This window comes from Streptomyces violens (assembly GCF_000717745.1).
In the GTDB taxonomy this organism is placed as follows: Bacteria; Actinomycetota; Actinomycetes; order Streptomycetales; family Streptomycetaceae; genus Streptomyces; species Streptomyces violens.
On the sequence record NZ_JOBH01000007.1, the window covers coordinates 231,578 to 245,377 of the forward strand.

Genomic DNA, 13,800 nt, shown 5'->3' on the forward strand with positions numbered 1-13,800 from the left:
CCGCGCGCCCGCGAGCCGGGGACAGGAGAAAATCGGCGAGTGGAACTGACACTGCTCGGCACCGGGGCCCCCGAGGGCCTGCCCCGCCCCGGCTGCCCCTGCGCCTCCTGTGCCGCCGCCACGGGCGACGCGGCGCGGGCGGCCACCGCGCTGCTCCTGGACGGCGCGCTGCTCCTCGACCTGACCCCGGGGGCCGCGTTCGCCGCGGCCCGCGCCGGTCAGTCGCTGACCGGCGTGCGCCAAGTGCTCCTGACGCACCCGCACGAGGGACCCGCCTTCGAGGTGCCCACCGGGGTGCCGCAGCCGGGCCGGGTCGCGGACGGGCGGGAGCTGGCGCTGCTGGACGGGCACCGGGTACGCGCGGTGGCGGTGGACGTGCCGGGCACCGGCTACGAGATCGGCGGCACCTACGGCGAGCGGCTGCTGTACCTGCCGCCGGGCGCCGCGCCCGCCGGGGCCGCCGAGGGCAAGGGGCCGTACGAGATGGTCGTACTGGACGTACTGGGGCGCCCCGACGCGCTGGCCCGGCTGCGGGCGAACGGCGCGGTGGACGCGGCGACCGACGTGATCGCCGTGCACATCGACCACGACACGCCGCCCGGCGAGGAACTGCACCGGCGGCTCGCCGCGGTGGGCGCGCGTGCGGTGCCCGACGGCACGTCGCTGCTGGTCGGCGAGTACCACGCGGTGCCCGACCTGCCGCGCCGGACGCTGGTGCTGGGCGGCGCGCGCAGCGGCAAGTCCGTCGAGGCCGAGCGGCGGCTCGCCGCCTTCCCCGATGTGCTGTACGTCGCGACCGGCGGGCTGCGGGACGGCGACACGGAGTGGGCGGCCCGGGTCAGCGCGCACCGCGAGCGCCGCCCGTCCTCCTGGCGCACCGCCGAGACCTGCGACCTGGTACCGCTGCTGGCGGGCGAGGAGGAGAGCGGCTCCGGCTCCGGCTCCGGCTCCGGGGAGAAGACCGCCGACTCCCCGCTGCTGATCGACTGCCTGTCCCTGTGGCTGACGCACGCCATGGACGAGGTGGGCGCCTGGGACGACGAGACCTGGGCGAACGGCGGCGAACAGGCCCTGCACGCGCGGGTGGCCGAGCTGGTGGCCGCGGTGCGCGCCACCCGCAGGCCGCTGGTGGCGGTCAGCAACGAGGTCGGCTCCGGAGTGGTCCCCGCGACCCCGGCGGGCCGCCGCTTCCGGGACGAACTGGGCCGTCTGAACGCCTCGTTCGCCGCCGAGTGCGAGCACGTACTGCTGGTCGTCGCGGGGCAGGCCATTACGCTGCGCGGGTGACGCGCACGGGCGGCCGCCCGTGTCCCGCTTGCCGGACGGCCTTCCGTACCGTCACCTGACGGCATGGAACCGTTCGACGAGGCGGTGCGCCGCTATCTGCGGGACCGTCCGCAGGCCACGGTCGTGGCGCTCGGCGAGGGCCTGGACACCGGCTTCTGGCGGGTGGACAACGGGCAGTTGCGCTGGCTGACCGTCGAGGAGCCGGCGACCGCCGCCCTGCGCCGGATGCTGCTGCCGGACGGCCCCCGGTGGCGCACCCTCACCGGCCGGGTCACCGGGCCCCACTGGCCGGCCGCCGTCGCCCGCCCCGCGCTCGGCGTCCTGGTCCTCGTCTTCGGGCCGCCGCCCGCCGCGGGGGCGCTACGCGAGCTGCGTGCCCTGTGCGCGCGCCGGCTGCCGGGCGCGGCGCTGCTGCTGGAGGCCCCGCACCGGCGGCGGTACCGGCCGTCCGCGCACCGACGGTGGCGTTGCCGGTAACCTGCGCCGAATGAGCGCCCTGAACCTCGATGACTTCGCGAACCTGATCGAGCGCCCCGACGGCGGCCTGCGCCGGGACGCCGAGGAGCGGCGTGAGCACCGCCTCGTGCAGCCCGCCGCGCTGGGCCGCCTCGACGAGCTGGGCGACTGGCTGGCCGCCGTGCAGCAGCAGGTTCCGGTCCGGCCCCTCGACCGGGTCCGTACGGTCCTGTTCGCGGGCGATCACGGGGTGGCCGAACTGGGCGTCTCGGGCCGCCCCGCGGGCAGCGCGACGGAGCTGGTGCGCGGGGTGCTGGACGGGACGAGCCCGGCGGCGGTACTGGCACGGCGGTTCGACGCCCCGCCGCGCGTGGTCGACATGGCCCTGGACTGCGACCCCGGCGAGCTGCCCGAGGACGTCACCCGGCACCGCGTGCGGCGCGGCTCCGGGCGGATCGACGTCGAGGACGCGCTGACCGCGGAGGAGGCCGAGCAGGCGTTCCGCGCGGGCATGGCGATCGCCGACGAGGAGGCGGACGCCGGTACGGACCTGGTCGTGCTCGGCGACCTGAGCGTGGGCGGCACCACGGCGGCCGGCGCCCTGATCGCCGCGCTGTGCGGCACCGACGCCTCGGTGGTCACCGGGCGCGGCGGCGCGGGCATCGACGACCTGGCCTGGATGCGCAAGTGCGCGGCGATCCGCGACGCGCTGCGCCGGGCCCGTCCGGTGCTGGGCGACCAGCTCGCGCTGCTGGCCACCACGGCCGGCGCCGATCTGACCGCGGCCACCGGCTTCCTGCTGCAGAGCGCGGTGCGCCGGACGCCGGTGATCCTGGACGGCGTGGTCTCCGCGGCCTGCGCGCTGGTGGCGCAGCGGATCGCGTTCCGCGCACCGGACTGGTGGGTGGCCGGCCAGGCCGGCGGCGAACCGGCACAGGCCAAGGCCCTGGACCGCATCGCCCTGACCCCACTGCTCGACCACGGCGTCACAGCAGGCGAGGGCACGGGCGCACTCCTGGCACTGCCCCTGGTCCAGGCCGCGGCGTCGCTGGCGGCGGAACTCCCGGTACGGGCCGAGGAGTCGACGGAGGAGTGAGTGTGAGCGACACCCCCACCGCGCCCCCTACCGGCTCCCCGACCCCCGCAGACGCACTGCGTTTCGCCTTCGGCACCCTGACCGTGCTCCCAGTACCGCTGACCCGCTGGGACCGCGAGACGGCCCGCGGCGGCATGCTCTGCGCACCGCTCGCCGGGCTGGTCGTCGGACTCTGTGCGGCAGCACTCGGCGCGGGACTGCTCCTGCTCGGCGGCGGGCCCCTGCTCGCCGCCGTCGGCACGGTCGCGGTGCCCGCCGCGCTCACCCGCGGCCTGCATCTGGACGGGCTCGCGGACACCGCCGACGGGCTGGGCAGCGGCAAGCCCGCGGACGACGCGCTGCGCATCATGAAGCAGTCCGACATCGGCCCGTTCGGCGTGATCGTGCTCCTCCTGGCGCTGCTCGCGCAGGTCGCGGCGCTCCAGGAGCTGTACGCGGCCGGCTGGGCGGCCGGCGCGGTCGCGGCCGTGGCCGGTGCGGTCACGGCCCGCCTCGCCCTCACCCTCGCCTCCCGGACGGGCGTCCCGGCGGCCCGCCCGGAGGGGCTGGGCGCGGCGGTGGCGGGGACGGTGCCCGTCGGCCGCGCTGCGGTCGCCGTACTGGCCGCCCTGGCCGTACTGGCCGGTCTCGGGGCATACGAAGGCGCGTACGGAGGCGCGTACGGCGCCCTGCACGCGGCCGTCGCGCTCCTCCTCGGCCTCGCCGCCGGCGAGGCACTGCTGCGGCACTGCGTGCGGCGCTTCGGCGGCGTGACAGGCGACGTCTTCGGCGGGCTGGCCGAGACGGCCGGGCTGATGACCATCGTGGTACTGGCCCTCGGCTGAGGCCGCGCTGAGCCCCCCGCTCACCGCCGGATCAGCAGGTCTGCCGCCAGGCCGTCAGATCCATGTCCTTCCGCAGCGAGCTGAGCCGCAGCTTCCGGGACGTCGCGCAGAAGCGCTCCGGCGGCAGCTCGTACTCCACGTGGAAGACGGCCTTGCCCGCGCGGATGAACGGCGTGAGCCGCTCGCACTCGTCGTACTCCGCGCACTGCTCGTTGACCGCGAAGTCGAAGTCGTCCACCAGCTCCGGGATCTGATCGAGGTCGTTCTTCAGGCCGACCGCCATGCCGCGCTCGTGCGCGAGGCGGGCCACCATGCGGTTGAACCTCAGCTGGTGGGCGGCGGTCAGCGGGAAGCCGGAGCGGTTCGCGTAACCGTCCACGTTGTCCGGCTCGATGGCGTCGAAGCCCTTGTCGCGACACATGTCGAACCGCTTGGCCAGCAGCGGCTCCAGCACGTCCAGCCGCCGGATGTCCAGCCACCGCTCGCCCTCCCAGCCGTTGGACCGGCCGATGACGGAGCGCGGGAAGTCGCCGGCGTCCGGGCGCCAGTCCTCCCAGGCGCCGACGCTGAGGTAGCAGATCACCTTGCGGTCGCGGCGGTGCAGCTCGGCGACGGTGGCCGCACTGTGGTCGAAGCCCTCGATGTCGTAGACGGGCGCCGCCACGTCCTTGTCGAGGCGGCCGCTGAGCTGCCACTGCCAGTCCGTACCGGGCTTCGGCTGCCAGCGCGCGCCCCGCGCCCGGTCCGTACCGTCCCCGCCGCCGTCCCCGGGCGGAGCCGTCGTACAGGCCGTGGCGAGCGCCAGCAGCAGCGCGACCAGTCCGAGCAGTAGGGGCGGCTGGCTGAACGGCCGTCTCATGTACCGGCTCTCCTGTTCTGCGACGGGCGCGGTGCTGCGCCCCGCCTTCAGGGACGGTGATCACCGATGGGTGGTTGCCCGGCCGGGGAGACATCCGGCGGCCCAGCCTCCGGATAAATCCGCCATACCACCCCGTAGTCACTCAAGTACCGGGAAAATCAAGGGAGTTCGCTTCGCGGGGCGGCAAATCTGCCGGTCGGCCGGGGGAACGGGTATGGCATCGGGCGGGACCGGGCGGGGCACCCGAGCGTAGGCTCGGCGCCAGCAGCGCCACGAGCGCCCATGGATCCCCGGACGGAACAGGACCTTCAATACCGTGACTGCACTGACCCTCAGTACTTCATCCGCCGCGACGCTGCGCGCGGACGCCGTTGTCGTCGGCCTCGCCAAGGGTGCCAAGGGCCCCGTCGTGGCGCCCGGCGCCGAGGCCGTCGAGACGGCCTTCGACGGCAGGCTGGCCGACGTCCTGGAGACCCTGGGCGCGAGCGGCGCCGAGGGCGAGGTGACCAAGGTTCCGGGTGGTGCCGGGCTCAAGGCGCCGGTCGTGCTGGCGGTCGGTCTGGGCGAGGCCCCGGCCGAGGGCGAGGGTTACGACCACGAGGCACTGCGCCGCGCCGCCGGCGCCGCCTCGCGCGCGCTGGCCGGCACCAAGAAGGCCGCCTTCGCGCTGCCCGTCGAGGATGCCGACGCGGTCGCCGCGGTCTCCGAGGGCGCGCTGCTCGGCGCGTACAGCTTCACCGCCTACCGCAGCAACAACGGCGACGCCAAGAAGGGTGCGGACAAGTCCGCGCCGCTGGCCGACATCGCCGTCCTGGGTGCCAAGCCGCGCGACAAGGCCCACAAGGCCGCCGCCGAGCGAGCCCAGGCGCTGGCCGCGGAGATCAACCGCGCCCGCGACCTGATCAACACCCCCTCCAACGGCCTCACCCCCAAGACCTTCGCCGCCGAGGCGCAGGCCGCGGGCAAGGAGTACGGCCTCAAGGTCGAGGTGCTGGACGAGAAGGCGCTCAAGAAGGGCGGCTACGGCGGCCTCATGGGCGTCGGCCAGGGCTCGGAGAACCCGCCCCGGCTCGTGAAGATCAGCCACACCCACGCCAAGGCGAAGAAGTCCCTGGCGCTGGTCGGCAAGGGCATCACCTACGACTCGGGCGGCATCTCCCTGAAGCCGGCCGGCCACAACGAGACGATGAAGTGCGACATGAGCGGCGCCGCCGCCGTGCTCTCCGCGGTCGTCACCGCGGCGCGCCTGAACCTCCCGGTCAACGTCACCGGCTGGCTCGCGCTCGCCGAGAACATGCCGTCGGGCTCGGCCACCCGCCCCGGCGACGTGCTGACCATGTACAGCGGCAAGACCGTCGAGGTGCTGAACACCGACGCCGAGGGCCGTCTCGTCCTGGCCGACGCGATCACCCGCGCCTCCGAGGAGACCCCGGACGCCATCGTCGACGTCGCGACGCTGACCGGCGCCATGGTGCTGGCGCTGGGCAACCGCACCTTCGGCATCATGGCCAACGACGACGCCTTCCGCACCTCGATCCACGAGATCGCAACCGAGGTCGGCGAGCAGTCCTGGCCCATGCCGATGCCCGCCGAGCTGCGCAAGGGCATGGACTCCCCGGTCGCCGACATCGCCAACATGGGCGAGCGGATGGGCGGCGGCCTGGTCGCAGGCCTCTTCCTCCAGGAGTTCGTCGGCGAGGGCATCACCTGGGCGCACCTGGACATCGCGGGCCCGGCCTTCCACGAGGGCGCGCCCTACGGCTACACCCCCAAGGGCGGCACCGGCTCCGCTGTCCGCACCCTGGTCCGGCTCGCCGAGCGCACCGCCGAGGGCGACCTGCTCTGACAGCCTGCACCCAGGCTCTGACCAGGCTCTGACCTGCTGCGGACGCAGCGCACCGACACGGCCCCGGGCTCCGCGCGCGGGGCCGTTCGTGCGGGCGCGGACAGGTGTTCGCTCTCGACGAAATCCGTAGGTCCGTACGCCTGCGTAACCCGTGCGGGCAGCCGATCGGCGGGCCCCGGGCCCGGCCCGCCGTCCCGCCCGTGTTCAACAAGTGCGAAGATGGGGCTCGGCAGGACAGGGCCCCCCTTACCCAGGGCCGAAGTACTAGCGGCCGAACAACAGCCGCCGTCCGGTCATCGGAGACCGGCTCCGGCGTACCCATGCATGGAGGACGTGACGTGGCGAACGACGCCAGCACCGTTTTCGACCTAGTGATTCTCGGAGGCGGTAGCGGCGGCTACGCGGCTGCCCTGCGCGGTGCGCAGCTCGGCCTGGACGTCGCCCTGATCGAGAAGAACAAGCTCGGCGGCACCTGCCTGCACAACGGCTGCATCCCCACGAAGGCGCTGCTGCACGCCGGTGAGATCGCGGACCAGGCCCGTGAGGCCGCCCAGTTCGGTGTCAAGACCTCGTTCGAGGGCATCGACATCGCCGGGGTCCACAAGTACAAGGACGAGGTCATCTCGGGCCTGTACAAGGGTCTGCAGGGTCTGGTCGCCTCCCGCAAGGTGACCTACATCGAGGGTGAGGGCCGGCTGTCCTCCCCCACGTCCGTCGACGTGAACGGCCAGACCGTCCAGGGCCGCCACATCCTGCTGGCGACCGGCTCCGTGCCGAAGTCGCTGCCGGGTCTGGAGATCGACGGCAACCGCATCATCTCCTCGGACCACGCGCTGACACTGGACCGCGTGCCGGAGTCCGCGATCATCCTGGGCGGCGGCGTCATCGGCGTCGAGTTCGCCTCGGCGTGGAAGTCCTTCGGCACCGACGTCACCGTGATCGAGGGCCTCAAGCACCTCGTCCCGGTCGAGGACGAGAACAGCTCCAAGCTGCTGGAGCGCGCCTTCCGCAAGCGGGGCATCAAGTTCAACCTCGGCACCTTCTTCGAGAAGGCCGAGTACACCGAGAACGGCGTCAAGGTCACCCTTGCCGACGGCAAGACCTTCGAGGCGGAGGTGCTGCTGGTCGCGATCGGCCGCGGCCCCGTCTCCCAGGGTCTCGGTTACGAGGAGGCCGGGGTCGCCATGGACCGCGGCTACGTCCTCGTCGACGAGTACATGCGGACGAACGTGGAGACGATCTCCGCCGTCGGTGACCTCGTCCCCACGCTCCAGCTCGCGCACGTCGGCTTCGCGGAGGGCATCCTGGTTGCGGAGCGACTGGCCGGTCTGAAGACCGTGCCGATCGACTACGACGGCGTGCCGCGCGTGACGTACTGCCACCCGGAGGTCGCCTCGGTCGGTATCACCGAGGCGAAGGCCAAGGAGCTGTACGGCGCCGACAAGGTCGTCGCTCTGAAGTACAACCTCGCGGGCAACGGCAAGAGCAAGATCCTCAAGACCGCGGGCGAGATCAAGCTCGTCCAGGTCAAGGACGGTGCCGTGGTCGGCGTCCACATGGTCGGTGACCGTATGGGCGAGCAGGTCGGCGAGGCCCAGCTGGTCTACAACTGGGAGGCTCTGCCGGCCGAGGTTGCGCAGCTCATCCACGCGCACCCCACGCAGAACGAGGCGCTCGGCGAGGCCCACCTGGCCCTGGCCGGCAAGCCCCTCCACTCCCACGACTGACCCCCAGTCCGGGCGCGACCACATCCCGCAATTCGTTAGGAGCAACTGAAACCATGGCGGTTTCCGTAACCCTTCCGGCGCTCGGCGAGAGCGTCACCGAGGGCACCGTCACCCGCTGGCTCAAGGCCGAGGGTGAGCGCGTCGAGGCCGACGAGCCCCTGCTCGAGGTGTCGACCGACAAGGTCGACACCGAGATCCCCGCCCCCGCGGCCGGCGTCCTGGCGTCCATCAAGGTCGCCGAGGACGAGACCGTCGAGGTCGGCGCCGAGCTGGCCATCATCGACGACGGCTCCGGCGCGCCTGCCGAGGCTCCGGCCCCGGCCGCCGCTGAGGCCCCCGCCGCGCAGCCCGAGCCCGAGGCCGCCCCGGCCCCGGCCGCCGAGGCCCCCGCGGCTCCGGCCGCTGGCTCCGCCGAGGGCACCGACGTCGTCCTGCCCGCGCTGGGCGAGTCGGTCACCGAGGGCACCGTCACCCGGTGGCTGAAGGAGGTCGGCGAGTCCGTCGAGGCCGACGAGCCGCTGCTCGAGGTCTCCACCGACAAGGTCGACACCGAGATCCCGGCCCCGGCCTCCGGCACCCTGCTGGAGATCGTGGTGGGCGAGGACGAGACCGCCGAGGTCGGCGCCAAGCTCGCCGTCATCGGTGCTGCCGGTGCCGCCCCCGCGGCCGCTCCGGCCGCTGCCCCGGCCGCCCCGGCCGCCGAGCCCACCCCGGCTCCGGCTCCGGCCGCCCCGGCTGCTGAGAAGCCCGCCCCGGCCCCGGCTGCTCCGGCCCCGGCTCCGGCCCCGGCCCCGGCTCCGGCCCCCGCCGCGCAGCCCGCCCCGGTCACCCCGGCGGCCCCCGCCGGTGAGCCCGACGGCGCCTACGTCACCCCCCTGGTCCGCAAGCTGGCCCAGGAGAACGGCGTGGACCTCGGCTCGGTCAAGGGCACCGGCGTCGGTGGCCGCATCCGCAAGCAGGACGTCATCGCCGCCGCCGAGGCCGCGAAGACCGCTGCTCCGGCTGCCGCCGCCGCTCCGGCCGCCGCGTCCAAGGCTCCGGCCCTGGAGGCGTCGCCGCTGCGTGGCCAGACCGTCAAGATGCCGCGGATGCGCAAGGTCATCGGCGACAACATGATGAAGGCCCTGCACGGCCAGGCGCAGCTGACCTCCGTGGTCGAGGTGGACATCACCAAGATCATGCGGATGCGCGAGAAGGCCAAGGCCGGCTTCGCCGCCCGTGAGGGCGTCAAGCTGTCCCCGATGCCGTTCTTCGTCAAGGCCGCTGTCCAGGCGCTGAAGGCCCACCCGGTCATCAACGCCCGGATCAACGAGGACGAGGGCACCATCTCGTACTTCGACTCCGAGAACGTCGGAATCGCGGTGGACAACGAGAAGGGCCTGATGACCCCGGTCATCAAGGGCGCCGGCGACCTGAACATCGCGGGCATCGCCAAGAAGACCGCCGAGCTGGCCGGCAAGGTCCGCGAGAGCAAGATCAGCCCGGACGACCTGTCCGGCGCGTCCTTCACGATCAGCAACACCGGCTCGCGCGGTGCGCTGTTCGACACGGTCATCGTGCCGCCGAACCAGGTCGCCATCCTGGGCATCGGCGCCACCGTCAAGCGTCCGGTGGTCGTGGACCACCCGGAGCTGGGCGAGACCATCGCGGTGCGCAACATGACGTACCTGTCGCTCTCCTACGACCACCGTCTGGTGGACGGCGCGGACGCCGCCCGCTACCTGACCACGGTCAAGCAGATCCTGGAGGCCGCCGAGTTCGAGACCGAGATCGGTCTCTGATCCCGCACGGCCCTCAGCAGGTGTGACGAAGGGGACGGCCCCGGTTCGTACGAACCGGGGCCGTCCCCCGTTGCGTCCCCGCAGATAATGAACCGTTGGCCTGCCCGTCCCGTGCGCCGGCCCGTCCGCCGCTAAGGAGCACCGCATGACCCCACCCGTCGTCCACTCGCTGCGCGAGCAGATCCGCGAGCACATCCTCGAGGGGATCGTCAGCGGCCGCTGGCAGCCGGGCGAGCGGATCGTCGAGCGGCGCATCGCGGTGGAGCTGGAGGTCAGTCAGACGCCCGTACGCGAGGCGCTGCGCGAGCTGGAGAGCCTGCGGCTGATCGAGTCGGCACCGAACAAGGGCGTACGCGTACGGAATCTGACCGCGGCCGACCTGAAGGAGAGCTACCCGGTCCGGGCGGGGCTGGAGCAGGTCGCGGGGGAGCTCGCGGCCGGCCGGCTGGCGGACGACACGACCGCCCTGGAGCGCGAGGTCGCGGCGCTCACCACGGCCGACGCGGCGGGGGACGGCGAGGCACAGGTACGGCACACCGTGGCGTTCCACCGCGAGATCATCCGGGCCGCACGGAACGATGTCCTGCTGCACACTTGGGAGTCGCTGGGCGTGGAGGTGTGGACGACGCTGTCGATCCGCTGGTTCTCGCCCGACCCGCGTTCGCACGCGCAGGACCACCAGGATCTGGTCGACGCGTTCCGGCGGCGCGACCCGAAGATCGGCGAAATCCTCAAGGCACACGTCCTGAGCTGCGCACCTCGCGTCTGAGGGGTTCGGAAGGATCTTGCGGGAGGGGGCGAAAGGATCTCGACGGAGGTCCCGGAGGATCTTGACGGCGTGCGACGAGCAGTAGCGGAGTGAGCCTCCGCGGGCTCATTTGAGGCTGGCACGCGGTGCCCAAATGCGCGGCACCCCGTGCCGACCTGCGGTTTTTCCGCCCGGAAGCGTTGATCGATCATCGATCAGGGGCGTATCGTCCTCCCTCGGGGCGCGACACCCTGCCTGCCAGCAAAACCTCGCACCTCCCTCCCTCCGTCCGGAAAGGGGCCACCCATGCCCGATCCCGTACGTTCTCCGTACAGCCAGCTCGACCAGCTCCCGGACAGGGATCCGCAGGAGACGGCCGAGTGGCGCGAGTCCGTCGACGCCGTCACCAAGGCAGCGGGCCCGCAGCGCGCGGACTACCTGATGCGCCGCGCCCTGGAGCACACCGCGCGCAACGAAGGCAGCGCGCTCCCCCCGCTCCTGGAGAGCGACTACGTCAACACCATCCCCACCGCCGACGAGCCGGACTTCCCCGGTGACGAGGCGATGGAAGCCCGGATCACCGCCTGGAACCGCTGGAACGCCGCCGCCATGGTGACCCGCGGCTCGCGGTTCGGCGTCGGCGGCCACATCGCGACCTTCGCGTCCGCGGCCTGGCTGTACGAGACCGGCTTCAACCACTTCTTCCGCGGCAAGGAAGGCGACGGCTCCGGCGACCAGCTCTACATCCAGGGCCACGCCTCGCCCGGCATCTACGCCCGCGCCTTCCTCGACGGCCGCCTCGACGAGCAGCAGCTCGACAACTTCCGCCAGGAGGCCGGCGGCAACGGCCTCCCGTCCTACCCGCACCCGCGGCGCCTGCCCTGGCTCTGGGAGTTCCCGACCGTTTCCATGGGCCTCGGCCCGCTGTCGGCGATCTACCAGGCCCGCTTCAACCGCTACCTCCAGGGCCGCGGCATCAAGGACACCGCCAACTCGCACGTCTGGGCCTTCCTGGGCGACGGCGAGATGGACGAGCCCGAGTCGACCGCCGCCCTCGCGCTGGCCGGCCGTGAGGGCCTGGACAACCTGACCTTCGTCATCAACTGCAACCTGCAGCGCCTCGACGGTCCGGTGCGCGCCAACTTCAAGATCGTTCAGGAGCTGGAGGCGCAGTTCCGCGCCGCCGGCTGGAACGTCGTCAAATCCCTGTGGGGCTCCGCCTGGGACGAGCTCTTCCAGCTCGACACCACGGGTGCGCTGGTCCGCCGGCTGCGCCAGGTGCCGGACGCGCAGTTCCAGACGTACGCCACCCGCGACGTCGCCTACATCCGCGACCACTTCTTCGGCGCCGAGCCGGCCCTCGTCGAAATGGCGAAGCTGCTGACCGACGCGAAGATCGCCGAGTGCTTCCACACCGCCCGCGGTGGCCACGAGGCCCGCAAGGTGTACGCGGCGTACAAGGCGGCCGTCGAGTTCAAGGGCGCGCCGACCGTCATCCTCGCGCAGACCGTCAAGGGCTACACCCTGGGCGCCGGCTTCGAGTCCAAGAACGCCAACCACCAGATGAAGAAGCTGTCGGGCAAGGAGTTCCGCGCCATGCGGGACCTGCTCGACCTGCCCATCCCGGACGCCAAGCTGGACGAGGAGCTGGTGCCGTACGGCCACCCGGGCGCCGACTCCCCCGAGGTCCGCTACCTCCAGGAGCGCCGCGCGGCGCTCGGCGGTCCGGCCCCGGCCCGCCGCGTCCACGCCTCCGCCGCCCTGCCCCAGCCCGAGGAGCGTGCCTTCAAGGCGCTGTACAAGGGCTCCGGCAAGCAGGAGATGGCCACCACGATGGCCTTCGTCCGGCTGGTCAAGGACCTGATGCGGGACAAGCAGACCGGCAAGCGCTGGGTGCCGATCGTCCCGGACGAGGCCCGTACCTTCGGCATGGAGTCGCTCTTCCCGTCGGCGGGCATCTACTCGCCCAAGGGCCAGACGTACGAGCCGGTCGACCGCGACCAGCTGATGTACTACAAGGAGGCCACCGACGGCCAGATCCTCAACGAGGGGATCACCGAGGCCGGCGCGATGGCCGACTTCATCGCCGCCGCGACGTCGTACGCGACGCACGGCGAGCCGATGATCCCGTTCTACATCTTCTACTCGATGTTCGGCTGGCAGCGCACCGCCGACCAGATGTGGCAGCTCGCCGACCAGCTCGGCAAGGGCTTCATCGTGGGTGCCACGGCCGGCCGTACGACGCTGACCGGTGAGGGCCTCCAGCACGCCGACGGCCACTCGCACCTGACCGCGTCCACGAACCCGGCGTCGCTCAACTACGACCCGGCCTTCGCCTACGAGATCGCGGTGATCGTCAAGGACGGTCTGCGCCGGATGTACGGCGAGAACCCCGAGGACATCTTCTACTACCTCACCGTCTACAACGAGCCCAAGCAGCAGCCGGCCATGCCGGAGGGCGTCGAAGAGGGCATCGTCAAGGGCCTGTACCGCTTCAAGGAGGCGGAGGGCGCCACCGGCAAGGCCCCCCGCACCCAGCTGCTGGCCTCCGGCACCGCCATCCACTGGGCCCTGGAGGCGCAGCGGATACTCGCCGAGGAGTGGGACGTGGCCGCCGACGTGTGGTCCGCCACCTCCTGGGGCGAGCTGCGCCGCGACGCGCTGGAGTGCGACGCCGCGCGCCTGAAGGGCGAGGACCGCGTGCCGTACGTGACGCGTGCGCTGGCCGGTGCCGAGGGCCCGGTCGTCGCGGTCAGCGACTGGATGCGGGCCGTGCCCGACCAGATCGCCCCCTGGGTCGAGCAGGACTGGGTCTCCATCGGCACGGACGGCTTCGGCCTCTCCGACACCCGTGAGGCCGCCCGCCGCCACTTCGGCGTCGACCCGCAGTCCGTCGTCGTCCAGGTCCTCGCGGCGCTCTCCCGGCGCGGCGAGGTCAAGGCGGAGACGGTCAAGGAGGCCGCCGAGAAGTACGGCCTGTGAGCCGTGCCTGATGTACGGCTTGCGGGCCGTGCCTGAAGCAACATCGGGGCCGTAGCGCTCCGGTGGGCGTCGGGGCCGTGAGGGAGCCCCGGCGCCACCCCTCCCGCGTACGGGCCGCGCGCCCGTACGCCCCACCACTCCCGTGCGGAGGCAATCCACCCGCGCCCGGACCTCCGCACGGGAACCTTTCTCCA

At 72.6% G+C, this 13,800-nt stretch carries 10 protein-coding genes; 9 read left to right on the forward strand and 1 reads right to left on the reverse strand.

The window, feature by feature from the left end:
- Positions 1-39: 39 nt before the first annotated feature.
- The 4 genes from IF04_RS0115685 (at position 40) to IF04_RS0115700 (ending at position 3,663) form a co-directional block, all read left to right on the forward strand.
- Positions 40-1,287, forward strand: coding sequence for a bifunctional adenosylcobinamide kinase/adenosylcobinamide-phosphate guanylyltransferase (locus tag IF04_RS0115685; protein ID WP_030256772.1), 1,248 nt, complete (start codon positions 40-42; stop codon positions 1,285-1,287).
- A gap of 63 nt (positions 1,288-1,350) precedes the next feature.
- Complete coding sequence (locus IF04_RS0115690; RefSeq protein WP_051831269.1) at positions 1,351-1,764, forward strand: hypothetical protein; 414 nt, start codon at positions 1,351-1,353, stop codon at positions 1,762-1,764.
- 10 nt (positions 1,765-1,774) lie between these two features.
- Positions 1,775-2,839: a nicotinate-nucleotide--dimethylbenzimidazole phosphoribosyltransferase gene (locus IF04_RS0115695; protein ID WP_030256779.1), complete on the forward strand. Its 1,065-nt coding sequence runs from the start codon at positions 1,775-1,777 to the stop codon at positions 2,837-2,839.
- Between the two features lie 2 nt (positions 2,840-2,841).
- Positions 2,842-3,663: an adenosylcobinamide-GDP ribazoletransferase gene (locus IF04_RS0115700; protein WP_030256783.1), complete on the forward strand. Its 822-nt coding sequence runs from the start codon at positions 2,842-2,844 to the stop codon at positions 3,661-3,663.
- A 31-nt stretch (positions 3,664-3,694) separates the two neighbouring features.
- Here IF04_RS0115700 and IF04_RS0115705 read toward each other — a convergent pair whose 3' ends face one another.
- Entirely contained in the window at positions 3,695-4,522 is an 828-nt protein-coding gene (locus IF04_RS0115705; protein ID WP_030256787.1) for an endo alpha-1,4 polygalactosaminidase, read from the reverse strand.
- Between the two features lie 316 nt (positions 4,523-4,838).
- Between IF04_RS0115705 and IF04_RS0115710 the strand changes: the two genes are divergently transcribed.
- The 5 genes from IF04_RS0115710 to aceE all read left to right on the forward strand — a co-directional run bounded on the left by IF04_RS0115710 (position 4,839) and on the right by aceE (position 13,606).
- Entirely contained in the window at positions 4,839-6,368 is a 1,530-nt protein-coding gene (locus IF04_RS0115710; protein WP_030256790.1) for a leucyl aminopeptidase, read from the forward strand.
- Positions 6,369-6,706: 338 nt separating this feature from the next.
- Positions 6,707-8,095 carry a dihydrolipoyl dehydrogenase gene (gene lpdA, locus IF04_RS0115715; protein WP_030256793.1) on the forward strand — a complete coding sequence of 463 codons (1,389 nt, stop codon included), beginning with the start codon at positions 6,707-6,709 and terminating at the stop codon, positions 8,093-8,095.
- Between the two features lie 53 nt (positions 8,096-8,148).
- The gene (gene sucB / locus IF04_RS0115720; protein ID WP_030256796.1) at positions 8,149-9,876 is read left to right on the forward strand and encodes a 2-oxoglutarate dehydrogenase, E2 component, dihydrolipoamide succinyltransferase; all 1,728 of its coding nucleotides are present in this window, start codon (positions 8,149-8,151) and stop codon (positions 9,874-9,876) included.
- Between the two features lie 145 nt (positions 9,877-10,021).
- Positions 10,022-10,645 carry a GntR family transcriptional regulator gene (locus tag IF04_RS0115725; RefSeq protein WP_030256798.1) on the forward strand — a complete coding sequence of 208 codons (624 nt, stop codon included), beginning with the start codon at positions 10,022-10,024 and terminating at the stop codon, positions 10,643-10,645.
- 285 nt (positions 10,646-10,930) lie between these two features.
- The gene (gene aceE, locus IF04_RS0115730) at positions 10,931-13,606 is read left to right on the forward strand and encodes a pyruvate dehydrogenase (acetyl-transferring), homodimeric type (RefSeq protein ID WP_030256802.1); all 2,676 of its coding nucleotides are present in this window, start codon (positions 10,931-10,933) and stop codon (positions 13,604-13,606) included.
- The last annotated feature ends 194 nt before the right edge of the window (positions 13,607-13,800 follow it).

Bases quoted from the DNA above. Each gene is read 5' to 3' on its own strand.
- sucB (WP_030256796.1), top strand. From the start codon at position 8,149: ATGGCGGTTTCCGTAACCCTTCCGGCGCTCGGCGAGAGCGTCACCGAG.
- aceE (WP_030256802.1), top strand. From the start codon at position 10,931: ATGCCCGATCCCGTACGTTCTCCGTACAGCCAGCTCGACCAGCTCCCG.
- IF04_RS0115705 (WP_030256787.1), bottom strand. From the start codon at position 4,522: ATGAGACGGCCGTTCAGCCAGCCGCCCCTACTGCTCGGACTGGTCGCG.
- IF04_RS0115690 (WP_051831269.1), top strand. From the start codon at position 1,351: ATGGAACCGTTCGACGAGGCGGTGCGCCGCTATCTGCGGGACCGTCCG.
- IF04_RS0115725 (WP_030256798.1), top strand. From the start codon at position 10,022: ATGACCCCACCCGTCGTCCACTCGCTGCGCGAGCAGATCCGCGAGCAC.
- IF04_RS0115695 (WP_030256779.1), top strand. From the start codon at position 1,775: ATGAGCGCCCTGAACCTCGATGACTTCGCGAACCTGATCGAGCGCCCC.